Raw genomic sequence first — 25,700 nt, forward strand, 5'->3', positions numbered from 1 at the left:
GCTGCCCCGGGGGCGGTCAGCGGGCGTCGGCGGCGCCGGGCTGGGCGGCGCGCGCCCGCAGCTCGGCCGCGCGCGCCTCCGCGGCGGCCGCCTCGGCCTCCAGCTGCGCCCGCCGGTCGCGGTCGGCGGCGTCGAGCGGGACCGGCGACGAGGTGAACGACGACAGGGGCGCCGGGGGCGCCGCGGCGGGGCGGGCGTCGTCGTCCTTCATGCCCTTCATCTCGCCCTTGAAGATGCGCAGCGAGCGGCCCAGCGAACGGGAGGCGTCGGGCAGCTTCTTGTAGCCGAACAGCAGCAGGACGGCCAGGATGATCAGGCCGATCTCCAGCGGGCCGAGGTTCATGCGTCCTCCAGGTCGAGTGGACGAGGGCGATGCTACGCCCGGCGGTCTCCGTTCCCGAGGCGCGCGACGTCGGCCGCCGCAGGTCAGCGGGTGCCGGCGCCCGGGTCACCGGCCTGCAGCCGCGCCGCCCGCGCGGCGGTGGCCTGGGCCTGCTCCAGCACCGGCCGCACGTCCTGCTCGGCGGCGGCCAGCTCGCGGGCCAGCCGGCGGCCGGCCCCGAGCACGCCGAAGGCGATCGCGCCGAGCACGACCAGCGACAGCACGACGACGGCGATCCAGACCACCCACAGCAGCACGGCGCCGACCCTAGGCCCCGGCGTCCCCCAGCCCGTAGCGGGCCAGCGCGGCGCGGGCGTCGGCGGCCACGGCCGCGGCCAGTTCGGCCGGCTCGTCGACGGCGGCGGCCCCGCCGAGGGAGGACACCAGCCGCCGCGCCCAGGCCAGGTCGGCGGTGCGCAGGGCGACGGCCAGGCCGCCGGGCGGGTCGTCGACCTCGCGGACGTCCTCGACCGGGTAGTACTCGGCGACCCACCGGGCGGTGCGGGCCAGCCGCAGCCGCACCACCGGCGCGTCCGGCGGCGGCTGGTACACCCCCGAGGCGATGTCGCGCGGGGCGGCCTGCGGCGGCGGGGCGGCCGGCTCGTCGAGCACCTCGACGTCGTCGATGCGGTCGAGGCGGAACAGCCGCACCCCGGCCACCTCCCGCGACCAGGCCTCCAGGTACCAGCGCCCGTCGACCAGGTGCAGCCGCATCGGGTCGACGGTGCGCTCGGTGCGCTCGTCGCGGGTGGGCACGTAGTAGTGCAGGTGCAGCGCCCGGCCGCGCTCGAGGCCCTCCCGGACTACCGCGAGGGCCTGCTCGCGGGCGTCGACGCTCAGCGCCACCGGGGTCACCCGCTCGGCGGCGTGCCCGGCGGCGGCCGACACCTTGGCCAGCGCACGGCTGACCGCGTCCTGCTCGGCCAGGCCCGGCAGGTCCAGCAGCGTGCGCAGCGCGACCACCAGCGCGACGGCCTCGTCGGTGGTCAGCCGCAGCGGGCGCACCATGCCGGCGGTGAAGGTGACCCGCACCCGGTCGCCCTCGAAGGACAGGTCGATGAGGTCGCCGGGGCCGTAGCCGGGCAGGCCGCACATCCACAGCAGCTCCAGGTCGCGCCGCAGCTGCCGCTCGGGGACGCCGAAGTCGCGGGCCACCTCTGAAAGCGGCACACCCTCCGGCCGCGCGGTGAGGTAGGGCACCAGCGACAGCAGCCGGGTCATCCGCTCGGTGGTCGCCGGGGTGCTCACGCGTGCTCCCCCGAGGCCGCCAGCCGCGTGAGCCGCTCGACCACCGCCGCGCGCACCTCCGCCGGCGCCTCCACCACGACGTCGGGACCGTAGGCGGCCAGCTGGTCGGCCAGCCGCCACGGCTCGGTGGTGCGCAGCTGCAGCCGGTCCTCCCCGTCCTCCCCCGCGCCCAGCGGCTGCGCCCCGCGGCGCAGCCCGACCGCGGTGCCCGGGCGGGCGCGCACGACCACCACGTGCTCCTCTCCCCCGCCGGAGCGGTCGGCCTGCCGGGCCACCACCGCGGCCAGGTCGAGGTCGGCCGGCGGCTCGAACGCGTTCTCCGGCCCCACCGCCCTCGGCGTGCCGACCACCCGGGACAGCCGGAACACCCGCGGCGCCTGCCGGTCGAGGTCCTGACCCACCAGGTACCAGCGGCCGTGCCAGGCCACCACCCCCCACGGCTGCACCCGGCGCCGGGCGGGGGCGGCCTCGTCGGGACGGCGGTAGTCGAACTGCAGCACCCGGCGGTCGCGGGCGGCGGCGTAGGCCGGCTCGAACGCCGGCTCGTCGGAGTCCAGCCGCGGCTGGATGGGCAGCGCCCGACCGGGGTCGACGTCGAGGCCGGCCGCGCGCAGCTTCACCAGCGCGCTGTGCGCCGCGCCGGCCAGCTGCGCGGACTCCCACAGCCGCAGCGCCAGGCCGACGGCGGCGGCCTCCTCGCCGGTGAGGGTGATCTCGGGCAGCTCGTAGTCGGCGCGGGCGATGCGGTAGCCGTCCTCGGTGTCGAAGACGCTGGTGCGACCGGTCTCCAGCGGCACGCCCATCTCGCGCAGCTCGGCCTTGTCGCGCTCGAACATGCGCTTGAACGCCTCGTCGGCGCGCGCGGTGCCGTCGTCGGGCTCGTAGCCGGGGACGGTGGCGCGGATGCGGGCCGCGGTCACGTACTGGCGGGTGCCGAGCAGCGCGATGACCAGGTTGACCAGCCGCTCCGCCCGCTTCGCCGACACGGGCCCAGGCTAGTCAGACCGCGCCGATCGCACCCGGTCCGGTCCGCGCCCGCCCGGGACGCTCGTTAGCGTGTCCGCGTGGGGGACGAGACGACCGTGCCGGGCAGCGTCCAGGGCAGTGTCCAGGGCAACGGGCAGCGCATCCGCTGGCGACGCGGGCGGGTGACGGCGACCGGGCGCAGCTGGCGCGACGCGGTGGAGCTGACCGTGGAGGTACCCGGCGACGGCGAGGTGCGGTCCCTGGCGCACCCGTCGCTGGTCGGCGTCCCCGAGGTCGGCGACGAGGTGCTGCTCAACACCACCGCCTGGGCGCAGCGGCTGGGCACCGGCGGGTACGCGCTCGTCGTCGCCGTCCCCGACCGGCTGCCACCGGACCCCTCCGGCCCCGGGCACCTGGTCAAGGCGCGGTACACGCCGATGCAGGTCAGCGTGCGGGGCGTCGACGAGCAGGACACCGAGCACCACGCCGCGATCGCCGAGGCCGAGGACCTCGGCGGCATGCCGGTCGTCGTCGCCGACCTGCACTCCGCGCTGCCGGCCGCGCTGATCGGGGTGTTCGCCACCGACCCCGACCTCAGGGTCGCCTACGTGATGACCGACGGCGGGGCGCTGGTCGCCGGGTTCTCCCGCACGCTGCACACGCTGGCGCCGTCGCTGACCGGGGTGGTCACCGTCGGGCAGGCCTTCGGCGGGGACCTCGAGGCGGTCACCCTGCACACCGGCCTGCTCGCCGCGCGGCACGTGCTCGGCGCCGACGTCGCCGTCGTCACCCAGGGGCCGGGCAACCTGGGCACCGGCACGCCGTGGGGCTTCTCCGGGGTCGCCGCCGGCGAGGCGTGCAACGCCGTCAGCGTGCTCGGCGGGGAGCCGATCGGGGCGCTGCGGATCTCCGACGCCGACCCGCGCCCCCGCCACCGCGGGGTGTCGCACCACTCGCTGACCGCCTTCGGCCGGGTGGCGCTGGCCGGGGTGACGCTGGTCGCCCCGCGCGGGCTGGGCTCGGAGCTCGGGCAGCAGGTCGAGGAGGACCTCGCCGGGCAGCCCGAGCGCAACCGGGTGGTGTGGGTCGACGTCGACGGGCTCGACGAGGCGCTGCAGCTGTCGCCGGTGACGCTGTCGACCATGGGCCGCGGCTGGCCGGAGGAGCGCGCCTACTTCCTCGCCGCCGCCGCGGCCGGCCGCTACGCCGCCCTGCGGGTGCCGCTGCCCGACTGACCCGCCCGAGGCCGTGCAGTTCCGCGGACGTGCACGGGTCACATGCTGGCGATGAGCTTCTCCACCCGCTCGTCGACGCTCTTGAACGGGTCCTTGCACAGCACGGTGCGCTGGGCCTGGTCGTTGAGCTTGAGGTGCACCCAGTCGACGGTGAAGTCGCGCCGCTTCTCCTGCGCCCGGCGGATGAACTCCCCGCGCAGCTTGGCGCGGGTGGTCTGCGGCGGCACGTTCTTCGCCTCGAACACCCGCGGCTCGTGCGCCACCCGCTCCACCTGCCCGGCGCGCTCGAGCAGGTAGTACAGCCCCCGGGTGCGGGAGATGTCGTGGTAGGCGAGGTCCATCTGCGCCACCCGCGGCGAGGACAGCGACAGGTCGCGCTTGGTGCGGTACCGCTCGATGAGGGAGAGCTTGATCGCCCAGTCGATCTCCCGGTCGATGAGCGAGAGGTCGCCGCTGTCGACGGCCTTGAGCACCCGGCCCCACAGCTCGAGCATCTGCCGGTGCACCGGGCCGAACCCCTCCCGGTCGACGAACTCCGCGGCGCGGGAGTGGTACTCGGCCTGGATCTCCAGCGCCGACATCTCCCGGCCGTTGGCCAGGCGCACCTTGCGGCGGCCGGTGGTGTCGTGGCTGATCTCGCGGATGGCGCGGATCGGGTTCTCCAGCGCCATGTCCTTGATCGGCACCCCGGCCTCGATCATCCGCAGCACCAGGTCGGTGATGGTGACCTTGAGCAGCGTCGTCGTCTCGCTCATGTTCGAGTCGCCGACGATGACGTGCAGCCGCCGGTAGCGCTCGGCGTCGGCGTGCGGCTCGTCGCGGGTGTTGATGATCGGCCGCGAGCGGGTGGTCGCCGAGGACACGCCCTCCCAGATGTGCTCGGCGCGCTGGCTGACGCAGTAGATCGCCCCCCGCGGGGTCTGCAGCACCTTGCCCGCGCCGACCACCAGCTGCCGGCTGACCAGGAACGGGATGAGGACGTCGGCCAGCCGGCTGAACTCCCCGTGCCGGCCCACCAGGTAGTTCTCGTGGCAGCCGTAGCTGTTGCCGGCCGAGTCGGTGTTGTTCTTGAACAGGTAGATGTCGCCGGTGACGCCCTCCTCGGCCAGCCGCTGCTCGGCGTCGACCAGCAGGCCCTCGAGGATCCGCTCCCCGGCCTTGTCGTGGACGACGAGCTCGACGAGGTCGTCGCACTCGGCGGTGGCGTACTCCGGGTGGCTGCCGACGTCGAGGTAGAGCCGCGAGCCGTTGCGCAGGAACACGTTGGAGCTGCGCCCCCACGACACCACGCGGCGGAACAGGTACCGCGCGACCTCGTCCGGGGACAGCCGCCGCTGGCCCCGGAAGGTGCACGTGACGCCGTACTCGGTCTCGATCCCGAAGATCCGTCGGTCCACGGACCGAGCCTAGGCGCCGCAGCCGACTCCGGCCGGTTCCCGCGGCGGGGTCAGTCCTCGCCGCGCGCCGCGCCGCCGGAGCCGCCGTCGGGGCCGCCGCCGGCGCCGTCGGCCGGGCCGGTCTGCGGGCCGCTGCCCTCCCCCGAGCCGCCGGTGCCACCGGCGGTGTCCGGCGCCGCGGGGTCGCCCAGGCCGGCCGGGGTGCCCGGCTGCGGGGCACTGGGCGTGTGCGCGTGGGTGGCGCCCTCCGGCGCGTCGTCACCGGCGGCCCGCTCGCCCAGCAACGACCGCAGGGCCGCGCCCACCACCCGGCGGAACGCCCGCTTGGGCCGCCGCCGGTCGAGGACGGCGACCTCGAGCTGGGTGGCCGCGAGCAGCTCCCCGGACCCGTTGCCGCCCGACATGGCCGGGCTGACCGCTGACAGCGCCCGGACGCCGACCATGAGCGCCTCGCCCAGCGGCAGGCCCTGCCGGAAGTTCTCCCGCAGGTGGCCGGTGACCGCCTCGGCCTGCCCGCCCATGACGACGAAGTCCGGCTCGTCGACGACCGAGCCGTCGAAGGTGAGGCGGTAGAGCTGGTCGGCCTCGGGGTCGGTGCCCACCTCGGCGACGCACAGCTCGACCTCGTAGGGCTTCATCTGCTCGGTGAAGATCGCGCCGAGGGTCTGCGCGTAGGCGTTGGCGATGACCCGCCCGGTGACGTCGCGGCGGTTGTAGGAGTAGCCGCGGACGTCGGCCAGCCGCACGCCGGCCACCCGCAGGCTCTCGAACTCGCTGTAGCGGCCGACGGCGGCGAAGCCGATCCGGTCGTAGATCTCCCCGACCTTGTGCAGCGTGGAGCTGGGGTTCTCGGCGATGAACAGCACGCCGTCGGCGTAGGTGAGGACGGCGACGCTGCGCCCGCGGGAGATGCCCTTGCGGGCGTACTCCGAGCGGTCGCGCATCAGCTGCTCGGGCGAGGCGTAGTACGGCATCGTCATGGCGTTCAGGCCCCCCGGTCGACGTTCTCGCGGTCGGCGGCGGCGCGCTCACCGACGATGGTGTCGGCGACCCCGGCCACCTCGGCGTCGGTCAGCCGCACCGCGCCCTCGGCGTCGACGCGGTACACGATCGGGTACAGCCGCCGCACCGGGTCGGGGCCGCCGGTGGCGGAGTCGTCGTCGGCGGCGTCGTAGAGCGCCTCGACCACGGTGCGGGTGGCGGCGCCGCCGTCGAGGCCGGACCGCCACGTCTTCTTCAGCGAGTTCTTGGCGAACAGCGACCCCGAGCCGACGGCGGCGTAGCCGCGCTCCTCGTAGTTCCCGCCGGTGACGTCGTAGCTGAAGATCCGGCCCGGGCTGGCGCCCTCGGCGGCGTCGAGGTCGTAGCCGGCGAACAGCGGGACGACGGCGAGGCCCTGCAGCGCGGCGCCGAGGTTGCCGCGGATCATCTGCGCCAGCCGGTTGGCCTTGCCGTCGAGGCTGAGCGTCAGGCCCTCGATCTTCTCGTAGTGCTCGAGCTCGACCTGGTAGAGCTTCACCATCTCGATGGCGATGCCCGCGGCGCCGGCGATGCCGATGACCGACCAGGTGTCGGCCGGGTAGACCTTCTCGATGTCGCGGCTGGAGATCAGGTTGCCCATCGTGGCGCGCCGGTCGCCGCCCATGAGGACGCCGTCGGCGTAGGTGACCGCGACGATCGTGGTGCCGTGCGGGGTCAGGTCGCCGGCGTTCACGGTCGGCAGGGGGCGCTTGCCGGGCAGCAGGTCGGGCGCGGCCTGGGCCAGGAAGTCGGTGAACGAGGAACCCACCCGGTCCAGGTAGGCGGGCGGGAAGCCGCTCCGGCCGGTGTGCGACTGGGTCAACCCGTCCACCTCTCCGCCCGCTCGCGGGGCGCTCCTCGACGTGCCGCGGGCACCCCGCGGCGGCTGTCGCCGACCCTACCGGCGCGGCCGGTCCCCCACCGGGGGCGACGGGGGACCCCGGTCGGAGCGCAGCCCCGCACCCGCCGGCGCGGCTCAGCCCGCGGCGGGACGCTCCAGGGCGGCGACGAGCTTCGCCACCCGGCCGCGGACCACATCGTGCGTGGTGCACCCGGCGCCGCGGTGGCGCAGGGCGGACGCGCCCGGGGCGGGCGACCGTCGCCGTCCTCGTGGCGGGCGCTGCGGATCTCCCGACCCGCGCTGCGCGTCGCGGTGGCGCTCGACGTACTCCGCGGCGGCCCGCAGCACCGCCGGGTCGTCCTTGAACTGACCCAGGCCGCCGTTGCAGTTGAAGCAGAGCAGCTGGCGCACCCGGCCGGTGGCGTGGTCGTGGTCGACGTGCGCGGCCGGCGCCGTGCGGCAGACGGCGCAGCGTCCCTTCTGGGCGGCGAGCATCGCGTCGGCCTCCTCGGCCGTGATGCCGTACCGCCGCTGGAGGTGGTAGGTCCGCGAGCCGCCGACCCTGTCCTTGGACGCCTTGCCGCGGACGTTGTGGCAGGGCTTGCAGTACGTGTACACGCCGCTCGAGTTGGCGGTGGTCGTGGGGAAGTCCGAGACGGGCTTGACGGTGTCGCAGTCGGGGCACCACTTGGACCCGGACGGCACGTCTCGACCTACCGGGAAGCGGCGGCTCGGCGGACCGAGCCGCCGCTGTCGGGAGTCCCGGGACCTCGCCCTCGCATGGTCTCGGCAGTAGAACGCGAGGCCGTCTGCTCGACGTCTGTCGCGGGTGAACTGGTCGACCGGACGGCTGGCGCCGCAGTCAGGGCACCATTTTGAGTCAACCATTCAGACCGCCATTCTGGAAAGCCGAGAACGGCTTTCACTGACCCCCTTTTTGCACATATGAGCGAACGAATTCCTCGGCATTCTCCTCGAGGACGTCGTCGATTTCGTCCAGGATGGCGTCGACGTCCTCGGACATCTCCTTGTGCCGCTCGGCGACCTCGGCGTCGACGGACGCCTCGACCTCCTCGGTCTCCTCCCGGGTGCGGGTGGTCCGCGCCTGCCCGCCGGTGTCCCTGGTGGCCATGTGCCCTCCCCTGGTGCGCGCCGAGTGCGTGCTGGTGCCGAAACTACCCGCAGGTACCGACATCCGGCGGTCTCAGCCGGCCGCGCCGAACCGCTCCAGCAGCGCCTGCCGGATCGCCGGCCGGGAGCCGAACACCAGCAGGAACACCGCCTCCCGCGCCGTACGCTCCGCAACGCCGCCCGCCCGCGCCGCCGCGCTGCCGGAGGCCACCACCAGCGCCCCGGCGGCGCGGTGGGCCAGGGCCGCGGCCTCGGCGCGGGCCGCGGGCAGCTCCGCGGGGCCGGCGGCGTCCAGGCGCGCCCGGACGGCGTCGAGCGCGGCGTCCAGCGGGGAGGGCCCGACCAGCCGCGCGCAGCGCAGCGCCAGCCCGAGCGCCAACGACCCGTTGAGCCGCAGCCCGCCGGCGTCGGCGGCGCGCACCTGGGCCAGCGGGGTGGTGCCCAGCAGCCGGTCGGCCGGCACCCGGTGGCCGGTGAGCCGCAGCTCCACCGTGGCGCTGGCCTGTACCGCCACCAGCGACTGCGGCGCCGCCGCGAGCGTCGGCGAGCCGACCGCGTCGGCGAGCACGAAGGCCACGTCCTCGCCGTCGCGGGCCGCCACCAGGACGACGTCGACGAGACCCCACCCGGTCACCCACGGCACGGCGCCGTCGAGGACCAGGTCGCCGCCGTCCCGGCGCACGGTCACCGGGGCGGCGTCGGGGCGGGTGGCGGCCTGCAGCGCGATCCCGGCGCGGCGGCGGCCGCGGCACAGGTCGGCCAGCAGGTCCGGGTGCGTGCCCGCGGCGGCCAGCCGGCCGACGACGCCGTGGTGCTGCAGCCAGACGAACGCCGTCGCGAGGTCCCCGGCGGCGAGCTCCTCGGCGACGGCGGCGAGCGTCGCCACGTCGGCGTCGAGCCCGCCGGCGCCGGCCGGTCCCGCCAGCCCGTAGAGGCCGGCGTCGGCCAGCGCGTCGAGGTGCCCGCGTGGCAGCACGCCGGTGGCGTCGACCCCGGCGGCCGCCGGCGCGAGCAGCTCCGCGGCCAGCCGCCGGGCGGCCTGTGCCGGGGCGGTCATCAGCCGCCGGTGATGGTGTCGACCAGCTCCTGCGCGCTCGACGTCGACTCGAACAGCACCCCCACGTGGTCGCGGGTGCCCTTGAGCGGCTCCATCGTCGGGATGCGCACCAGGTTCTCCCGGCCCAGGTCGAACACCACCGAGTCCCACGACGCCGCCGCGACCTGGGCGGGGAAGCGGCGCAGGCACTCGCCGCGGAAGAACGCGCGGGTGTCCCCGGGCGGGGTGACCATCGCGCGGGTCACCTCCTCGTCGGTGAGCAGCCGCTGCATCGAGCCGCGGGCGACGAGGCGGTGGTAGAGGCCCTTGTCGGGGCGCACGTCGGAGTACTGCAGGTCGACCAGCTGCAGCCGGGAGTCGCCCCAGCCGAGCCCGTCGCGGGCGCGGTAGCCCTCCAGCAACCGCAGCTTGGCCGGCCAGTCGAGCCGGTCGGCCAGCCGCAGCGGGTCGTCGGCGAGGACGTCGAGCACCTCGGCCCAGCGGCGCAGGACGTCGGCGGTCTGCTCGTCGGCGCCGCCGCCGCGCTCGACGAAGCGCACCGCCTGGTCGAGGTAGGCGCGCTGCACGTCGACGGCGGTCATCCGACGGCCGTCGCGCAGCCGCACCAGCGCGGTCAGGGAGGGGTCGTGGCTGACCGCCTGCAGCGTGGCCACCGGCTCCTCGAGGGAGAGGTCCTCGGTCAGCGCCCGCGCCTCGATCATCGCCAGCACGAGCGCCGTCGTCCCGACCTTGAGGTAGGTCGACAGCTCGGCGAGGTTGGCGTCACCGATGATCACGTGCAGCCGGCGGTACTCGTCGGGGTTGGCGTGCGGCTCGTCGCGGGTGTTGATGATCGGCCGCTTGAGCGTGGTCTCCAGGCCCACCTCGACCTCGAAGAAGTCCGCGCGGGAGGAGATCTGGAAGCCCTGGGTGCGGCCCTCGGTGCCGATGCCGACCCGTCCGGCGCCGGCGAACACCTGGCGGGTGACGAAGAACGGGATCAGCCCGCGGATGATCTCGATGAACGGCGTCCGCCGGTCCATCAGGTAGTTCTCGTGCGCGCCGTAGCTGGCGCCCTTGCCGTCGGTGTTGTTCTTGTACAGCTGGATCGGCTGGGTGCCGGGGATGCGCGCGGCCCGGCGGGCGGCCTCGGCCATCACCCGCTCCCCTGCCTTGTCCCACAGGACGACGTCGCGCGGGTTGGTGACCTCCGGCGTGGAGTACTCGGGGTGGGCGTGGTCGACGTAGAGCCGCGCCCCGTTGGTGAGGATGACGTTGGCCATCCCCGAGTCCTCCTCGAGGTCGTTGTGGTCGAGCGCCTGCGCCGGGGAGAGGTCGAACCCACGGGCGTCGCGCAGCGGCGACTCCTCCTCGAAGTCCCACCGCGGCCGGCGGCGGGTCGGCGCGTCGGCCACCGCCCAGGCGTTCACCACCTGGCTGGAGAGGGTCGTCGGGTTGGCCGTGGGCTGCCCGGGGACCGAGATGCCGTACTCGACCTCGGTCCCCATCACCCGCCGAACGCTCATGCGACCGAGACTAGGCCCCGCCCGGCGGCCGCCCGCGGACCCCGCGGCAGGTCCGCTGCGCACGCACCGACGGCGACCGGCCGCCCCGCGCGCGAGGGCGGGGCGGCCGGGACCGGGTCGGTCAGCGGGAGCGGCTAGAGGTACTGGCCGGTGTTGGTGGCGGTGTCGATGGCGCGGCCGGAGTCGTTGCCCTTGCCGCTGATGAGGGTGCGGATGTAGACGATCCGCTCGCCCTTCTTGCCCGAGATCCGCGCCCAGTCGTCGGGGTTGGTGGTGTTGGGCAGGTCCTCGTTCTCCTTGAACTCGTCGACGCAGGCCTGCATGAGGTGGCCGACCCGCAGGCCGCGCGAGCCGACCTCCAGGCTCTCCTTGATGGCCATCTTCTTGGCGCGGTCGACGATGTTCTGCAGCATCGCCCCGGAGTTGAAGTCCTTGAAGTACAGGACCTCCTTGTCGCCGTTGGCGTAGGTCACCTCGAGGAAGCGGTTCTCCTCGCTCTCGGTGTACATCCGCTCGACGGTGCGCTGGATCATCGCCTGGACCGTGGCCTGGGCGCTGCCGCCGTTCTCGGCGAGGTCGTCGGGGTGGATCGGCAGCGACGGCGTCAGGTACTTGCTGAAGATGTCGCGGGCGGCCTCGGCGTCGGGCCGCTCGATCTTGATCTTCACGTCGAGCCGGCCGGGCCGCAGGATCGCCGGGTCGATCATGTCCTCGCGGTTGGAGGCGCCGATGACGATGACGTTCTCCAGGCCCTCCACGCCGTCGATCTCGCTGAGCAGCTGCGGCACGATCGTGGACTCGACGTCGGAGGACACCCCCGACCCGCGGGTGCGGAAGATCGAGTCCATCTCGTCGAAGAACACGATGACCGGGGTGCCCTCGCTGGCCTTCTCCCGGGCGCGCTGGAACACCAGCCGGATGTGCCGCTCGGTCTCCCCGACGTACTTGTTGAGCAGCTCGGGGCCCTTGATGTTGAGGAAGTAGCTCTTGGCCTGCCCCTCGCCCTTCACCGCGGCGACCTTCTTGGCCAGCGAGTTGGCCACCGCCTTGGCGATGAGCGTCTTGCCGCAGCCGGGCGGGCCGTAGAGCAGGATCCCCTTGGGCGGGCGCAGCTCGTACTCGCGGAACAGGTCGGCGTGCAGGAACGGCAGCTCGACGGCGTCGCGGATCTGCTCGATCTGCCGGGCCAGGCCCCCGATGTCGGAGTAGTCGATGTCGGGGACCTCCTCGAGGACGAGCTCCTCGACCTCGCTCTTGGGGATCCGCTCGTAGACGTAGCCCGACCGGGACTCCAGCAGCAGCGAGTCGCCGACCCGCAGCGGCTGGTCGGTGAGGGAGTCGGCGAGGTAGACCACGCGCTCCTCGTCGGTGTGGCCGATCACCAGCGCGCGCTGGGTGACGCCGTCGACCGGCTCGAGCAGCTCCTTGAGCATGACGACGTCGCCCTGCTTCTCGAAGCCGAGCGCCTCGACGACGTTCATCGCCTCGTTGAGCATGACCTCCTGGCCGGGGCGCAGCGTGTCGCCCTCGACCGCCGGGGAGACCGACACCCGCAGCTTGCGGCCGCCGGTGAAGACGTCGACGCTGCCGTCGTCGTGCCGGCCGAGGAAGACGCCGTAGCCCGACGGCGGCTGCCCGAGCCGGTCGACCTCCTCCTTGAGCGTGATCAGCTGCTCGCGCGCGTCGCGCAGCGTGCCGGCGAGCTTGTCGTTGCGCTCGGAGAGGAAGGCCGCGCGGCCCTCCGCCTCGGCGATCCGCTCCTCCAGCGCCCGCACCTGCCGCGGGCTCTCGGACACCTTCCGGCGCAGCAGGCCGATCTCCTCCTCGAGGTAGGAGATCTGGGAGAGCAGGGCGGAGACGTCACGCTCGCGCCGCGCTCGGAACTCGTCGGGACCATCACCATGGCCGGGGCCCATCGCGCACCTCCGCACACATCGGGGGGAGCCAGGAGGCAAATCTATACACGCCGACCGACAGCACGCCCGTGGCTCGCGGTGGTCGGTCGAGAGCGCAACGGCGCCGGTTCAGTGCTTGGCGGCGCGACGCTGGCGGACCGGGGCGACGACGCCCTCGGCCAGCCGCCGGGCGGTCACCAGGAACGCGGTGTGGGCGACCATGCGGTGCTCGGGGCGCACGGCGAGGCCGACGGCGTGCCACGGCCGCACCAGCGACTCCCACGCGTAGGGCTCGGTCCAGCAGCCCTGCGCGCGCAGCGCCTCGACGTAGGTGGACAGCTGGGTGACCGTGGCGACGTAGCCGACGAGCACGCCGCCGGGGCGCAGCGCGGCGGCCACGGTGGGCAGCACCGCCCAGGGCTCGAGCATGTCGAGCACCACCCGGTCGACGACCTCCTCGGCGGGGTGGTCGGCGAGGTCGCCCAGGCGCAGGTCCCAGGTGTCGGGCACCCCGCCGAAGAAGGCGCCGACGTTGCCGCGGGCGACGTCGGCGAAGTCCTCCCGCCGCTCGTAGCTGGTCACCCGGCCGTGCTCACCGACGGCGCGCAGCAGCGAGCAGGTCAGCGCCCCGGACCCGGCGCCGGCCTCGAGCACCCGCATGCCCGGGCCGATGTCGCCGGAGCCGACGATCTGGGCGGCGTCCTTGGGGTAGATGACCTGCGCGCCGCGCGGCATGGAGAGCACGAAGTCGGCGAGCAGCGGGCGCAGCGCCAGGTAGCCGGTGTTGGCGGTGGAGTGCACGACCGAGCCCTCGGGCGCGCCGATGAGGTCGTCGTGGGCGATGGCGCCGCGGTGGGTGTGGAACTGCTTGCCCGGCTCGAGGACGACGGTGTGCAGCCGGCCCTTGGGATCGGTCAGCTGCACCCGGTCACCGGCGGCGAAGGCGCCGGGCACGGCGACCCGCTCGACGGGGCCCGGCTGCTCCTCCCCCGCGGGCGCCGGCTCGGCGGTCGGGGCCGGTGCGGCGCTCGTCGCGGTCTGGCTGGGCTCGGGCTGCTCGTCCACGGGCGGCCAGCCTAGGCGCCTCCCGTCGAACGGCTCCCCGGCGCGGGGGACGCCGGACTGTCGGTGGCCCGGCCTAGCCTCGGGGACGTGACTGCAGTGTTCTCCTCCGACACCGCGGCCGACGGCGAGCAGGCGGCGCCACCGGCTCCCGAGCGGGCGCCGCGCCGGCCGTCGCTGTCCCCGAGCCGGGCGGCGGACTTCAAGACCTGCCCGCTGCTCTACCGGTTCCGCACCATCGACCGGCTGCCCGAGAAGCGCAGCCCGGCGGCGGTGCGCGGCACGCTGGTGCACGCGGTGCTGGAGCGGCTCTACGACCTGCCGCAGGCACAGCGCACCGTCGAGGCGGCCCGCGAGCTGGTGGCGCCGGCCTGGGAGGAGCTGCGGGCCGACCCGGAGGTGGCCGCGCTGTTCGCCCCGGGTGAGGACGGCGCCGCGCCGCCGTCGCTGCAGGCGTGGCTGGAGTCGGCCGGGAAGCTGGTGGAGACCTACTTCCGGCTGGAGGACCCGACCCGCATCCAGCCCGAGGGCCGCGAGCAGCTGGTCGAGGTGACGCTGCCCGACGGGCTGCTGCTGCGCGGCTACGTCGACCGGCTCGACGTCGCCCGCAACGGCGCGCTGCGGGTGGTCGACTACAAGACCGGCTCGATGCCGCGGGAGGCCTTCGAGGCCAAGGCGCTGTTCCAGATGAAGTTCTACGCGCTGGTGCTCTGGCGCACCCGCGGCGTGGTGGCCAGCCAGCTCAAGCTCATCTACCTCGGCGACGGCGAGGCGCTCACCTACGCCCCCGACGAGGCCGAGCTGCTCCGCTTCGAGCGGACGCTGCTGGCCATCTGGGCGGCGATCGAGCGGGCGGTGGCCACCGGCGACTTCCGTCCCAACCGGTCGCGGATGTGCGACTGGTGCGACCACCAGGCGCTGTGCCCCTCCTTCGGCGGCACGCCCCCGCCGTTCCCCGCCGACGCCGCCGCCGCGGCCGGCTGGGCCACCCTCCCCCTCGTCGAGCGCGACTGACCCGTCGCCGGCGGAGCGCCCGCGCACCTGGTCCCTCGGCCCCGGGCCCAGCTCCCGGCCACTGCCCCGCCTCTGAGAACGATCATGGAGCCGCGGTGGCGACACGCCGTCCCCGGGCGGCGTGCCGCCACGCGAACTCCACGATCGCGGGGACCGGGCCCGGCTGAGTCCCCGTGCGTCACCGCTCCTCCCCCACGGGGCAGTCGGCCGACGACTTCCGCATTTCCGTTGGGGATAACGGCCGGGCCGCCGTGCGCGCGGTGCCAGCGAGACGCGCCAGCGCACGTCGACCGGCCGGCGCGGCTGGTCCTAGCGTCGGGTCCCCATCCACCCCCGGGAGGCGGCATGCGGGCATACCGGGCCGAGCGCGCCTTCGACGGGGAGCGGGTGCTGCCCGGCGGCGCACTGGTGCTCGTCGAGGACGGCCGCATCCTCGCCGTGCAGCCGGCCGGATCCGCCCCGCCCGACGGCGTGCCGGTGGTCGAGCGGCCCGGCGCGACGCTGCTGCCCGGGCTGGTCGACACCCACGTGCACCTGTGCGGCGACGCCGGCCCGCGGGCGCTGGACCAACTGCCGGAGCTGACCCCCGACGAGGTCGACGCGACCGTGGCGAGGAGCCTGCAGCAGCACCTGGCCGCCGGGGTGACCACGGTGCGCGACCTGGGCGACATCGACTGGGCCGTCGTCGACCGGGCGCCGCGCACCGGGCCCACGGTGGTCGCGGCCGGGCCCCCGATCACCTCACCGGGCGGGCACTGCTGGGCGATGGGCGGCCAGGCCCGCGGCGTCGAGGCGTTGCGGGCCGCGGTGCGGGAGCGCGCCGGGCGCGGTGCCGGGGTGGTGAAGCTGATGGCCAGCGGCGGGCTGCTCACGCCGGGCACCGACGCGACCACCTGCCAGTTCACCGACGCGGAGGTGCGGGCGGTGGTCGACGAGGCGCACCGGCTCGGCCTGCCGGTGACCGCGCACGCCTACCCGTTGGCCGCGATCCGGCAGGTGGTCGCCGCCGGCGTCGACGGCATCGAGCACGCCCTGTGCCTGGACGGCACCGACTGGGGGATCCCACCGGACCTGACCGCGGATCTCGCCCGTGCGGGCACCGCCGTGTGTCCCACGCTGGGCACCACGCCGGGCAGCGTGCCCGCGCCACCCGCCCGGGAGCTCTTCACCCGCCTCGGGCTCACCCAGGAGGCCCGCGCGGCGGAGTGCGCCCGGCTGCACCGGGCCGGCGTGACGCTGGTCAGCGGGGTCGACGCCGGCATCACGCCGGGCAAGCCGCACGGGATCGTCGGGCGGGCCGTGGCCTCGCTGGCCGGCGGCGGGGTGCCGGCACCCGAGGCGCTGGCCACCGCGACGTCGGCGGCGGCGCGGGCGTGCGGCCTCGGCGGGCGCACCGGACGGCTGGCGCCGGGCCTGGACGCCGACCTGCTGCTCGTCGACGGCGACCCCACCGCCGACCCGCTCGCGCTGGAGCGGGTCGCGCTGGTCGTCTCCCGCGGCCGGGAGGTGCTCCCCGCGGGCTGAGGTGCCTCAGGCCCCGCTGGCGACCGGCTCCCGCCCGGCGAGGACGTCGCCGAGGTCGGCCAGGCCGACGCCGACCAGCGTGTCGCGCAGCACCAGGCCCGGCGCGGGGGCCAGCGGCTGCAGCGACGGCACGCCGAGCACCGCGCAGCCCGCCGCCAGGCCGGCGGCCACCCCTGACGCGGAGTCCTCCACGACCACGCACCCGGCCGGGTCGACGCCGAGCCCGGCGGCGGCCTGCAGGTAGGGCGCCGGGTCGGGCTTGCGGGCGGGCACCTCGTCGCCGCAGACGGTCAGGTCGAACGGCGGCACGTCGAGGTCGGCGGCCAGCCGGGCGAGGACGAGGTCGGCGAGCCGGCGCGGGGTCGTCGTCACCAGGGCGGCGGGCAGGGCGGCCGCGCGCACCTCGGTGAGCAGCTCGCGCGCCCCCGGGCGCCAGCGGACGTCCCGGGCGAGCAGGTCGGCGACGACGTCCTCGACCCAGGCGGCGTCGGTCTCCCACCGCGCGGCGCGGTCGAGGCCCAGGTCGGCGTAGAGGATGCCCAGCGCGGTGCGCATGCTGGTGCCCACGGTCGCCTCGCGGGCCGCGCCGCTGAGCTCACCGCCCAGGCGCCGGGCGAGGGCGAACAGCGCCCTCCCCCAGTGCTGCTCGGTCTCCACGAGGGTGCCGTCCATGTCCAGCAGGACGGCGAGGGGCCGGTTCGGCATGGGGTGGTCGTGTCCTCAGGCTCGTCGTCCCGGGCGCCGGGCGGGGCGCAGCGCGGGACGGGGGTGCCTGCCGCGTGCGCCGCGGGCTCGTCGTCGAGCGCCGCGCGGGCGTCCCCGCGGCAGGTGGTCCCCTCCAGTGTCCCAGGCGTGCGGCGCCCGCGCCGGGCTCCCTCAGCGGGCGCTGCGGGCGAGGTGCAGCCAGGTGTCGACGACGGTGTCGGGGTTGAGCGACATGGTCTCGATGCCCCGCTCGACGAGCCACTGGGCGAGGTCGGGGTGGTCGCTGGGGCCCTGGCCGCAGATGCCGACGTACTTGCCGCGCTCGAGGCAGGCGGTGATCGCCATCTCGAGCATGGCGAGCACCGCGGGGTCGCGCTCGTCGAAGCCGCCGGCGACCAGGGCGGAGTCGCGGTCGAGGCCCAGGGTCAGCTGGGTCATGTCGTTGGAGCCGATGGAGAAGCCGTCGACGTGCTCGAGGAAGGCGTGCGCCAGCACGGCGTTCGACGGCAGCTCGCACATCATCACCACCGACAGGCCGTTGTCCCCGCGGCGCAGGCCGTGCGAGGCCAGCAGCTCCACCACGCCCTCGATCTCCGCCACCGTCCGCACGAACGGGATCATGACCTTGACGTTGGTCAGGCCCATCTCGTCGCGGACGTAGCGCAGCGCCTCGCACTCCATGGCGAAGCACTCGGCGAAGTCGGCCGACAGGTACCGGGAGGCGCCCCGGTAGCCGATCATCGGGTTCTCCTCGTGCGGCTCGTAGCGCTCGCCGCCGAGGAGGTTGGCGTACTCGTTGGACTTGAAGTCGCTCATCCGCACGATCACCGGCTCCGGCGCGAACGCCGCGGCGATGGTGGACACCCCCTCGGCGACCCGCTGCACGAAGAAGTCCCGCGCCGAGGGGTAGGCCGCGATCCGCTCCTGCACCTGCGCCCGCAGCGGCGGGTCGAGCTCCTCGAGCTCCAGCAGCGCCTTCGGGTGGATGCCGATCTGCCGGTTGATGACGAACTCCAGCCGCGCCAGGCCCACGCCGGCGTGCGGCAGCCGGGAGAAGGCGAAGGCCTGCTCCGGCGTCCCGACGTTCATCATGATCTTGACGGGGATCTCCGGCATGGCGTCGAGCCGGGTCTCCTCCACCTCGAAGCCGACCTCCCCGGCGTAGACGACGCCGGTGTCGCCCTCGGCGCAGGACACGGTGACGGGATCGCCGTCGGTCAGCGTCCGGGTGGCGGTCCCGGTGCCGACGACGGCGGGGATGCCGAGCTCGCGGGCGATGATCGCCGCGTGGCAGGTGCGCCCGCCGCGGTTGGTGACGATCGCCGAGGCGCGCTTCATGATCGGCTCCCAGTCGGGGTCGGTCATGTCCGCGACGAGCACGTCGCCGGGGGTGAAGGCGTCCATCTGGTCGATGTCGGAGAGCACCCGGACCGGACCGGCGCCGATCTTCTGCCCGATCGCCCGCCCCTCGACCAGCGCTGTGCCGGTGCCGGTGAGCCGGTAGCGCTCGGTGGTGTTGCCGGCGCGGGACTGCACCGTCTCCGGGCGCGCCTGCAGGACGAACAGCTGCCCGGTCAGCCCGTCCTTGCCCCACTCGATGTCCATGGGGCGGCCGTAGTGCTCCTCGATCCGCAGCGCCTGGCGGGCGAGCTCGGTGACCTCCTCGTCGGTGAGCGACAGCCGCCGGCGGTCGGCGGGGTCGACGTCGACGAACGCGGTGGTGCGGCCCACCTCGGTGGCGTCGGTGTAGACCATCTTGGTGGCCTTCTCCCCCACGCCCCGCTTGAGGACGGCCGGCCGCCCGGCGCGCAGCGCGGGCTTGTAGACGTAGAACTCGTCGGGGTTGACCGCCCCCTGCACCACGCCCTCGCCCAGGCCGTAGGCCGAGGTGACGAAGACGGCGTCGCGGAAGCCGGACTCGGTGTCCATGGTGAACAGCACCCCCGACGCGCCGACGTCGGAGCGCACCATCCGCTGCACCCCGGCCGACAGCGACACGGCCTCGTGGTCGAAGCCGTGGTGGACCCGGTAGGCGATCGCCCGGTCGTTGTAGAGGGAGGCGTAGACCTCGCGGATGGCCTGCAGTACCGCGTCGATGCCGCGGACGTTGAGGAAGGTCTCCTGCTGCCCGGCGAAGGAGGCGTCGGGCAGGTCCTCGGCGGTGGCCGACGAGCGCACCGCGAAGGACGCCTCGGCGTCGTCGCCGGCCAGCCGCCGGTAGGCGCTGCGGATGTCGGCCTCCAGGTCCGGCGGGAAGGGCTGCTCGACGACCTCGCGGCGGATCTCCTCCCCGGCCCGTGCCAGCGCGCGGACGTCGTCGGTGTCCAGGGCCCGCAGCCGCTCGGCGATCCGCTGCGCCAGCCCGGTCTCCCCGAGGAAGCGCTGGTAGGCCGCCGCGGTGGTGGCGAAGCCGTCGGGGACGCTGACCCCGGCGTCGGCCAGGTGGGAGATCATCTCGCCCAGCGAGGCGTTCTTCCCGCCCACCACCTCCAGGTCGCCCAGGCCCAGCTCGGCGAACCAGCGGACGTTGTCGGCACCCCCGGAGGTGTCGGCGGGGACCTCGGGTGCGGTGTCGGTGCTCATGAGCGGGTGGTCCTTCCTCGCCGGAGGTCGCGGCCCGACGGCGGGCGCCCGGAGGCGCGCCGTCGCCGGGCCAGGGTCTGGATCACCACGGTGGCGATCTCCTCGACGGAGGCCGCCGAGGTGTCCACCGTGGGCAGGTCGTGAGCCTGGTACATCGCCCCGGCCCGCCGCAGTTCGAAGCGGCACTGCTCCTCGGAGGCGTACCGGGAGTCCGGCCGGCGCTCGGAGCGGACCCGGCTGAGCCGGGCGACGGTGGTGGTCAGCCCGAAGCAGCGGTCGGCCAGCCCCCGCACCGGGCGGGGCAGGTCGGTGGTCTCCAGGTCCTCGTCGACCAGCGGGTAGTTCGCCACGAACAGCCCGTGCTGCAGCGCCAGGTACATCGCCGTCGGGGTCTTGCCGCAGCGGGAGGGGGCCAGCAGGACGACGTCGGCGCGCTCGAGGGCCCGCGAGCTCTGCCCGTCGTCGTGCTCGATGGCGAACTCGACGGCGGCCATCCGGTCGTTGTAGCGGCGGACGTCGCCGACCCCGTGCAGCCGCCGCGCCTCGTGCAGCCCGCGGGCGCCGAGCTGCTCCTCCACCCGGCTCATGTGCAGGCCGAAGAAGTCGATGATCGGCGCCTTGCTGCGCAGCAGCTCCTCGCGGACCTCGTCGACGGCGGCGGTGGTGAACACCAGCGGGGGCACCGGGCCGGCCATCGCCGCGTCGAGCTCGGCGACCACCTCGCGGGCGTGCTCGACGGTGGAGATGAAGGGGATCGTCGTGCGCTCGAAGGGCACGTCGGGGAACTGGATGAGCAGCGCGTTGCCCATCGTCTCGGCGCTGATCCCGGTGCTGTCGGACAGGAAGAAGACCGGCACGGCCACCTCGTCCGGGTCCACGGACCGCCTCCTTCGCCTCCGGTGTCCGCGCCCGCCCGGTGCCCGGGGCACCGGGCGGGGCGCGGGTCCCTGCCGACCGCGGGGCGCGGTCAGTGGATGTGCGAGCCGCCGTTCACGTCGTAGGTCGCACCGGTGATGTAACCCGACTCCTCGCGGCAGAGATAGGTGATGAGGTCGGCGACGTCGGCGACCCGGCCGTTGCGGCCGACCGGGATGCCGGCCAGCAGCTGGGCCTTGCGCTCGCCCTCGAGAGCACCGCCGGTGATGTCGGTGTCGATCAGCCCGGGGGCGACGGCGTTGACGGTGACCCCGTGCGGGCCCAGCTCGCGGGCCAGCGCCCGGGTGAAGCCGAGCTGGCCGGCCTTGGCCGCGGAGTAGGCCACCCCGCCGAAGACGCCGCCGCCCCGCTCGGCCGACACCGAGGAGAGGAAGACGACGCGGCCGAAGCCGCGCTCGGCCATGCCCGGCGCCAGGCGCCGGGTCACGTTGAACGCGCCCCGCACGTTGACGGCGAAGACGCGGTCCCACTCCTCGCCGCCGACCTGCAGGAACGGTGTCGGCGAGGTGATGCCGGCGTTGTTGACCAGCGCACCGACGGGCGGCAGCGCGCCGTCGACGACGGTGAGGGCACCGTCGACCGACGCCTCGTCGGTGACGTCGCAGCCGACGCCGACGGCCTGCACGCGGTGGCGGTCGGCCACCTCCGTGGCGGCGTCCTTGGCGCCGGCCTCGTCGAGGTCGAGGACGGCGACGTTCCAGCCCGCGGCGGCGAGGGCGTGGGCGGTGGCGCGGCCGATGCCGCGGGTGGAGCCGGCGCCGGTGACGACGGCGGTCCTGTCGGTGACGGTCACGGGGTTCCTCCGGGGGGTGGTCGGGTCAGGCGGTCGCGGGGGCGGGGTCGGCCGGCCAGGCCGTGGGCGGGTGGTGCGCGGCCGGGCCGTCGAGCTCGGCCCGCACCCGGGCGACGACGGCGTCGGTCGACAGGCCGTAGCGGTCGTGCAGGGTCGGGAGGGCGCCGGCGGCCAGGAACGCGTCGGGCAGCGCGATCGGCACCACGCGGGTGCCGACGCCGGCGAAGGCGAGGGTCGAGGCGACCGCCTCGGCCAGCCCGCCGACCACCGTGTGGTTCTCCAGCGTGACCAGCAGCCGGTCGGTGCCGGCCGCGCGCAGGATCGCCGCGGTGTCCAGCGGCTTGATCGTCGGCACGTGCAGCACGGCGACGTCGACGTGGTCGGCCTCCAGCCGGGCCGCCGCCTGCAGCGCCCGCATGGTCATCAGCCCGGTCGAGACCAGGACGACGTCGCGGCCGGTGCGCAGCTCGGCGGCCCTCCCGAGCTCGAAGCGGTAGTCGTACTCGTCGAGCACCGTCGGGACCGCGCCGCGCAGCAGCCGCAGGTAGGTGGGGCCGGGGTGGTCGGCGAGCGCGGGCACGGCCTGCTCGATGTCGACGGAGTCGCACGGGTCGACGACGGTCAGCCCCGGGCAGCCGCGGAGGATGGCGAGGTCCTCGGTGGCCTGGTGGCTGGGCCCGTAGCCGGTGGTCAGCCCGGGCAGCGCGCCGACGACGTTGACGTTGAGGCCCGGCTCGGCGATGTCCAGGCAGAGGAAGTCGTAGGCCCGCCGGGTGGCGAAGACCGAGTAGGTGGAGGCGAAGGGCACCAGGCCCACCTCGGCCATGCCGGCCGCGGCGCCGAGCATCGCCTGCTCGGCCATGCCCATCTGGAAGAAGCGGTCGGGGTGGGCGTCGCGGAACACGTGCATGTCGGTGTACTTGGCGAGGTCGGCCGACAGCCCGACGATCTCGGCCCGCTCCTCGGCCAGCCGGTTGAGCGCGTGCCCGAAGGGGGCGCTGGAGGTCCGCTGACCGGGGTCGGCGAACGAGGCGATCATCGCCGAGGTGGTGAGCCGCTTCGTCGGTGCGGTGGTGGTCATCGGGCCGGTCCCTCCTGCAACTGGTCGCGGGCGATCTGCCACTCGTGCTCGGCGACCCGCATGAAGTGGGCCTTCTCGCGGCCCTCGAGCAGCGGCACCCCGCGGCCGATGCGGGTGTCGCAGACGAGCACCGTGGGCGAGCCGCGGTGCGCACGCAGCTCGTCGAAGGCGTCGACCAGCGCGCCGACGTCGTTGCCGTCCACCCGCAGCGCGTGCCAGCCGAAGGCCCGCCACTTGTCGGTGACCGGCTCGGTGCGCAGCACGCCGGCGGTGGGGCCGTCGGCCTGCAGGGCGTTGACGTCGACGATCGCGGTGACGTTGTCCAGGCCGTGGTGGGCGCAGGCCAGGGCGGCCTCCCACGTCGAGCCCTCGTCGAGCTCCCCGTCGGAGAGCAGGTCGAACACGTGCGCGCCGTTGCCCTGGTGGCGCAGGCCCAAGGCCATCCCGGCCGCCACGGCCAGCCCGTGGCCCAGCGACCCGCCGGAGATCTCCACGCCCGGGGTGTAGGAGGCCATGGCCGACATCGGCAGCCGCGAGTCGTCGGAGCCGTAGGTCTCCAGTTCCTCGGCCGGGATCGTCCCGGCCTCGGCCAGCGCCGCGTAGAGCGCGATGGCGTAGTGGCCGATGGAGAGCAGGAAGCGGTCCCGGTCGGGCCAGTGCGGGTCCTCGGGGCGGAAGCGGAGCTGGTCGGTGTAGACGGTGGCGAGGACGTCGGCCACGCCCAGCGCCTGGCCGATGTAGCCCTGCCCCTGCACCTCCCCCATGTCGAGGGCGTTGCGGCGGATCCGGTGGGCGGCCCGGCGGATCCGCTCGATCCGCTCGGCCCGGGCGGGGGCCGGGGGCGCCGGTGCGGTGGTGGATGAGGTCACGGTGTCTCCTCGGCCTCGGTCGGTGGGGCTCAGTCGGTCGCCGCGCCGGCCGTCGGCCGGGGGGCGGGGGTCCGGGTGACGGGACGGGCGGTGGCGGGACGGGCGGTGGCCTCGGCCGCGAGCGCGCGCTCGAGGACGGCGACCTCCTCGCGCTGGGCGCGGCCCCAGGTCTCCTGGGTGAGCAGCGCGGCGACGAGGCCGAGCAGGCCGTAGCCGCCGAACAGCAGCGCCGGGCCGATCCAGCCGTAGCCGGCGTAGAGCGCGGTGGTGATCAGCGGGGTGAACCCGGAGACGACGGCGGACAGCTGGTAGGCCAGGGACGCCCCCGTGGTGCGGGTCCGGGTCGCGAACAGCTCGGAGAACCAGGCGCCCTGCACCCCGGCCAGCGAGTTCTGCAGCACCGCGTAGCTGACGACGAAGGCGACGACGATGGCCACCGCGGCGCCGGTGTTGACGAGGAGGAAGAGCGGCACGGCCCACAGCACGTGCAGCGCGGTGCCCAGCAGGTAGACCGGGCGCCGTCCGATCCGGTCGGTGAGCGCGCCCCAGGAAGTGGTGGCGACGATCCCGATACCGGCGGCGATCATCGTCGCGGTCAGGGTGACCGACCGGTCGGCCAGGTCCTCGGCAGCGACGTAGGACAGCATGAAGGTGACCGACACCGCGTAGCCGGCGGTCTCGGTGATGCGCAGGCAGAAGGCGCGCAGGATGGTCCGCCAGTCGTCGCGGAGCACCTCGAGCAGCGGGTTCTTCGAGAGCTCGCCCTCCTCCTTGAGCTCCTCGAACTCCGGGGACTCCTCGACCTTCAGCCGGATCACGATGCCCACGACGATCAGCACGGCCGACAGCAGGAACGGCACCCGCCACGCCCACGAGCCGCCGAGGGGCACGCTGGCGAGGAAGGCGAGGTTGGCCAGCAGCAGCCCGACGGGGAAGCCGGCCTGCGTGATGCCGGTGTAGAGGCCCTTCCTGCGCCAGGGGGCGTGCTCGAAGCACATCAGGATGGCGCCGCCCCACTCCGCGCCGAACGCGAGCCCCTGCACGACCCGCACGAGCACCAGCAGGACCCCGGCCCAGACGCCGACCTGCTCGTAGGTGGGCAGGCAGCCGATGAGCACCGTGGCGATGCCCATGAGCAGCAGGGACCCGACGAGGACGGGCTTGCGGCCGATCCGGTCGCCGAGGTAGCCGCCGATGATCCCGCCGAGCGGGCGCACGGCGAACCCGATGCCGAGCGTGGCGAAGGACAGCAGCGTGCCCGACAGCGGGTCGTCGGCCGGGAAGAAGGCGGTGTTGAAGTACAGCGCCGCGGCGATGCCGAAGCCGATGAAGTCGTAGGTCTCGATCGTGGCGCCGACCGAGCAGCCGACAGCGACCTTCTTCTTCTCCGGCGTCCCCTCGATCGGGTGCCAGGAGGCGACCTCCCCGAGGTGGGAGTCGCGGGCGGACGGGGGCGGCTGGGTCATGGTGACCTCCGTGCGGACGATAACGGGGATCCAGTGGCCGCTGGCAGTTGACTGTTAACAGTCAACGTATGAGCGAGTGTGGATGGCCCCCGTCACAGTGTCAAGCGTCACTCCGCAACCCCGGCGTCCGTGCACGTCAGGACGCCGGCAGCACCCCGCCCGGACCCGAACGGGCGGACCTCAGGCGCTCCGGCCGGCGCCGGTGAAGTGCTCGGCGGCCGCTGCCATGTGGTCCTCGACGACCCGCACGGCCGCGTCGGCGTCCCCGCGCTCGATGGCCTCGACGATCGGCACGTGACGGTCGCGGGCCATCATCGGCGCCTGCCACCCCGCCCCGTCCAGGATGGCCACCCGCATGCGCCCCTCCAGACGCTGCCAGGCCTCGACGAGCATGGAGTTCCCCGACAGCCGGCACAGCAGCAGGTGGAAGGCGAGGTCGGCCTCCATCCGCGTGGCCGGCTCGTCGTCGTCGGAGAGCCGCTCCACCGCCTCGCGCAGCGCCGCGGCCGCGGCCTCCCGGCGCGGGGAGGCCACCACCTCCCGGACGGCCAGCGCCTCGAGCGCGGCCCGGACCCGGAACAGCTCGTGGACCTCGGCCGGGGTCAGGCTGTTGACCCGCAGCATCCCGCGGGCGCCGGCGGTGACCAGACCCTCCTGCTGGAGGGCACGCAGGGCCTCGCGGACCGTGCCCCGGCTGACCCCGAGGGAGGAGGCGAGCTCCACCTCCCCGAGGTGGTCCCCCGGGCGGTAGCGCCCGGTGAGGACGGCCGAACGGAGGACCTCCAGGGCCCGCTCCCGCAGCGTGCTCCGGTCCAAGCTCCCCAGCGGCTCGGCGTCCACGGCCACCTCCTCGTCGCCGTGGATGGTAGCGACGCTGTCGACACCGGCCTGCCGACTGTCGGCACCAAGGGCGAGGTCGGGGGTGACAGCCGACGGTACCGCCACTATCTTGTGAGTGGGTACTCACTCACGACACTGTCAGGAGGCTCC

Annotated in this window: 24 protein-coding genes; 3 read left to right on the plus strand and 21 right to left on the minus strand. The window is 74.7% G+C overall.

Annotated elements, in window-relative coordinates:
* Positions 1 to 16 precede the first annotated feature (16 nt).
* The 4 genes from tatA to ACI780_RS14720 all read right to left on the minus strand — a co-directional run bounded on the left by tatA (position 17) and on the right by ACI780_RS14720 (position 2,616).
* Positions 17 to 343 carry a Sec-independent protein translocase subunit TatA gene (gene tatA, locus ACI780_RS14705; RefSeq protein ID WP_457003765.1) on the minus strand — a complete coding sequence of 109 codons (327 nt, stop codon included), beginning with the start codon at positions 341 to 343 and terminating at the stop codon, positions 17 to 19.
* Between the two features lie 83 nt (positions 344 to 426).
* The gene (locus tag ACI780_RS14710; protein WP_456872633.1) at positions 427 to 639 is read right to left on the minus strand and encodes a hypothetical protein; all 213 of its coding nucleotides are present in this window, start codon (positions 637 to 639) and stop codon (positions 427 to 429) included.
* Between the two features lie 10 nt (positions 640 to 649).
* Positions 650 to 1,630 carry a helix-turn-helix transcriptional regulator gene (locus tag ACI780_RS14715; RefSeq protein WP_457003768.1) on the minus strand — a complete coding sequence of 327 codons (981 nt, stop codon included), beginning with the start codon at positions 1,628 to 1,630 and terminating at the stop codon, positions 650 to 652.
* The gene (locus ACI780_RS14720) at positions 1,627 to 2,616 is read right to left on the minus strand and encodes a helix-turn-helix transcriptional regulator (RefSeq protein WP_456872631.1); all 990 of its coding nucleotides are present in this window, start codon (positions 2,614 to 2,616) and stop codon (positions 1,627 to 1,629) included. The genes ACI780_RS14715 and ACI780_RS14720 overlap by 4 nt, the downstream gene beginning before the upstream one ends.
* A 78-nt stretch (positions 2,617 to 2,694) precedes the next feature.
* Between ACI780_RS14720 and ACI780_RS14725 the strand changes: the two genes are divergently transcribed.
* Positions 2,695 to 3,831 (plus strand): DUF3866 family protein, encoded by a 1,137-nt coding sequence (locus tag ACI780_RS14725; RefSeq protein ID WP_456872630.1) that lies wholly within the window; start codon positions 2,695 to 2,697, stop codon positions 3,829 to 3,831.
* Positions 3,832 to 3,869: 38 nt separating this feature from the next.
* On the opposite strand, the gene pafA is transcribed toward ACI780_RS14725, so the two are convergent.
* The 9 genes from pafA to ACI780_RS14770 form a co-directional block, all read right to left on the minus strand.
* On the minus strand, positions 3,870 to 5,228 hold the full coding sequence (gene pafA, locus ACI780_RS14730; RefSeq protein WP_457003770.1) for a Pup--protein ligase: 1,359 nt from the start codon (positions 5,226 to 5,228) through the stop codon (positions 3,870 to 3,872).
* 50 nt (positions 5,229 to 5,278) lie between these two features.
* The gene (gene prcA, locus ACI780_RS14735) at positions 5,279 to 6,208 is read right to left on the minus strand and encodes a proteasome subunit alpha (protein WP_456872566.1); all 930 of its coding nucleotides are present in this window, start codon (positions 6,206 to 6,208) and stop codon (positions 5,279 to 5,281) included.
* A 5-nt stretch (positions 6,209 to 6,213) separates the two neighbouring features.
* Positions 6,214 to 7,071: a proteasome subunit beta gene (gene prcB / locus ACI780_RS14740; RefSeq protein ID WP_456872567.1), complete on the minus strand. Its 858-nt coding sequence runs from the start codon at positions 7,069 to 7,071 to the stop codon at positions 6,214 to 6,216.
* 153 nt (positions 7,072 to 7,224) lie between these two features.
* A complete protein-coding gene (locus ACI780_RS14745) occupies positions 7,225 to 7,794 on the minus strand; it encodes an endonuclease VII domain-containing protein (protein WP_457003773.1) in 570 nt (189 codons plus the stop codon).
* A gap of 217 nt (positions 7,795 to 8,011) precedes the next feature.
* A complete protein-coding gene (locus tag ACI780_RS14750; protein ID WP_089403799.1) occupies positions 8,012 to 8,221 on the minus strand; it encodes a ubiquitin-like protein Pup in 210 nt (69 codons plus the stop codon).
* A 72-nt stretch (positions 8,222 to 8,293) separates the two neighbouring features.
* Complete coding sequence (locus tag ACI780_RS14755; RefSeq protein ID WP_457003775.1) at positions 8,294 to 9,277, minus strand: acyl-CoA dehydrogenase family protein; 984 nt, start codon at positions 9,275 to 9,277, stop codon at positions 8,294 to 8,296.
* Positions 9,277 to 10,782 carry a depupylase/deamidase Dop gene (gene dop, locus ACI780_RS14760; protein ID WP_456872570.1) on the minus strand — a complete coding sequence of 502 codons (1,506 nt, stop codon included), beginning with the start codon at positions 10,780 to 10,782 and terminating at the stop codon, positions 9,277 to 9,279. The genes ACI780_RS14755 and dop overlap by 1 nt, the downstream gene beginning before the upstream one ends.
* Positions 10,783 to 10,916: 134 nt before the next feature.
* Entirely contained in the window at positions 10,917 to 12,698 is a 1,782-nt protein-coding gene (gene arc / locus ACI780_RS14765) for a proteasome ATPase (RefSeq protein WP_089403796.1), read from the minus strand.
* A gap of 108 nt (positions 12,699 to 12,806) precedes the next feature.
* A complete protein-coding gene (locus ACI780_RS14770; RefSeq protein ID WP_457003778.1) occupies positions 12,807 to 13,742 on the minus strand; it encodes a tRNA (adenine-N1)-methyltransferase in 936 nt (311 codons plus the stop codon).
* A gap of 87 nt (positions 13,743 to 13,829) precedes the next feature.
* Between ACI780_RS14770 and ACI780_RS14775 the strand changes: the two genes are divergently transcribed.
* Both ACI780_RS14775 and ACI780_RS14780 read left to right on the plus strand, forming a co-directional pair.
* Positions 13,830 to 14,753 (plus strand): RecB family exonuclease, encoded by a 924-nt coding sequence (locus tag ACI780_RS14775; RefSeq protein ID WP_457003780.1) that lies wholly within the window; start codon positions 13,830 to 13,832, stop codon positions 14,751 to 14,753.
* Between the two features lie 345 nt (positions 14,754 to 15,098).
* The gene (locus ACI780_RS14780; RefSeq protein WP_457003782.1) at positions 15,099 to 16,277 is read left to right on the plus strand and encodes an amidohydrolase family protein; all 1,179 of its coding nucleotides are present in this window, start codon (positions 15,099 to 15,101) and stop codon (positions 16,275 to 16,277) included.
* 6 nt (positions 16,278 to 16,283) lie between these two features.
* Here the strand turns inward: ACI780_RS14780 and ACI780_RS14785 are convergent, their stop codons facing one another.
* The 8 genes from ACI780_RS14785 to ACI780_RS14820 form a co-directional block, all read right to left on the minus strand.
* Positions 16,284 to 16,982, minus strand: coding sequence for an HAD family hydrolase (locus tag ACI780_RS14785; protein ID WP_457003784.1), 699 nt, complete (start codon positions 16,980 to 16,982; stop codon positions 16,284 to 16,286).
* Positions 16,983 to 17,153: 171 nt separating this feature from the next.
* Entirely contained in the window at positions 17,154 to 19,565 is a 2,412-nt protein-coding gene (ppsA, locus tag ACI780_RS14790; protein WP_457003786.1) for a phosphoenolpyruvate synthase, read from the minus strand.
* Positions 19,562 to 20,443 carry a pyruvate, water dikinase regulatory protein gene (locus tag ACI780_RS14795; RefSeq protein WP_457003788.1) on the minus strand — a complete coding sequence of 294 codons (882 nt, stop codon included), beginning with the start codon at positions 20,441 to 20,443 and terminating at the stop codon, positions 19,562 to 19,564. Before ACI780_RS14795 ends, ppsA begins: the two co-directional genes overlap by 4 nt.
* An 89-nt stretch (positions 20,444 to 20,532) precedes the next feature.
* Complete coding sequence (locus ACI780_RS14800; protein ID WP_456872577.1) at positions 20,533 to 21,294, minus strand: SDR family NAD(P)-dependent oxidoreductase; 762 nt, start codon at positions 21,292 to 21,294, stop codon at positions 20,533 to 20,535.
* Positions 21,295 to 21,319: 25 nt separating this feature from the next.
* The gene (locus tag ACI780_RS14805; RefSeq protein ID WP_457003790.1) at positions 21,320 to 22,375 is read right to left on the minus strand and encodes a transketolase family protein; all 1,056 of its coding nucleotides are present in this window, start codon (positions 22,373 to 22,375) and stop codon (positions 21,320 to 21,322) included.
* Positions 22,372 to 23,244 (minus strand): transketolase, encoded by an 873-nt coding sequence (locus ACI780_RS14810; RefSeq protein ID WP_456872579.1) that lies wholly within the window; start codon positions 23,242 to 23,244, stop codon positions 22,372 to 22,374. The genes ACI780_RS14805 and ACI780_RS14810 overlap by 4 nt, the downstream gene beginning before the upstream one ends.
* Positions 23,245 to 23,273: 29 nt before the next feature.
* Complete coding sequence (locus ACI780_RS14815; RefSeq protein WP_456872580.1) at positions 23,274 to 24,710, minus strand: MFS transporter; 1,437 nt, start codon at positions 24,708 to 24,710, stop codon at positions 23,274 to 23,276.
* Between the two features lie 180 nt (positions 24,711 to 24,890).
* Positions 24,891 to 25,550, minus strand: a complete 660-nt coding sequence (locus ACI780_RS14820) for a GntR family transcriptional regulator (protein ID WP_456872581.1) — start codon at positions 25,548 to 25,550, stop codon at positions 24,891 to 24,893.
* Between the last annotated feature and the right edge of the window lie 150 nt (positions 25,551 to 25,700).

The organism is Geodermatophilus sp. SYSU D00814 (assembly GCF_054050055.1).

Bases quoted from the DNA above. Each gene is read 5' to 3' on its own strand.
- arc (WP_089403796.1), bottom strand. From the start codon at position 12,698: ATGGGCCCCGGCCATGGTGATGGTCCCGACGAGTTCCGAGCGCGGCGC.
- ACI780_RS14780 (WP_457003782.1), top strand. From the start codon at position 15,099: ATGCGGGCATACCGGGCCGAGCGCGCCTTCGACGGGGAGCGGGTGCTG.
- ACI780_RS14755 (WP_457003775.1), bottom strand. From the start codon at position 9,277: ATGACCGCCCCGGCACAGGCCGCCCGGCGGCTGGCCGCGGAGCTGCTC.
- prcA (WP_456872566.1), bottom strand. From the start codon at position 6,208: ATGACGATGCCGTACTACGCCTCGCCCGAGCAGCTGATGCGCGACCGC.
- ACI780_RS14815 (WP_456872580.1), bottom strand. From the start codon at position 24,710: ATGACCCAGCCGCCCCCGTCCGCCCGCGACTCCCACCTCGGGGAGGTC.
- ACI780_RS14805 (WP_457003790.1), bottom strand. From the start codon at position 22,375: ATGACCACCACCGCACCGACGAAGCGGCTCACCACCTCGGCGATGATC.
- ppsA (WP_457003786.1), bottom strand. From the start codon at position 19,565: ATGAGCACCGACACCGCACCCGAGGTCCCCGCCGACACCTCCGGGGGT.
- dop (WP_456872570.1), bottom strand. From the start codon at position 10,782: ATGAGCGTTCGGCGGGTGATGGGGACCGAGGTCGAGTACGGCATCTCG.
- ACI780_RS14750 (WP_089403799.1), bottom strand. From the start codon at position 8,221: ATGGCCACCAGGGACACCGGCGGGCAGGCGCGGACCACCCGCACCCGG.
- ACI780_RS14785 (WP_457003784.1), bottom strand. From the start codon at position 16,982: ATGCCGAACCGGCCCCTCGCCGTCCTGCTGGACATGGACGGCACCCTC.
- tatA (WP_457003765.1), bottom strand. From the start codon at position 343: ATGAACCTCGGCCCGCTGGAGATCGGCCTGATCATCCTGGCCGTCCTG.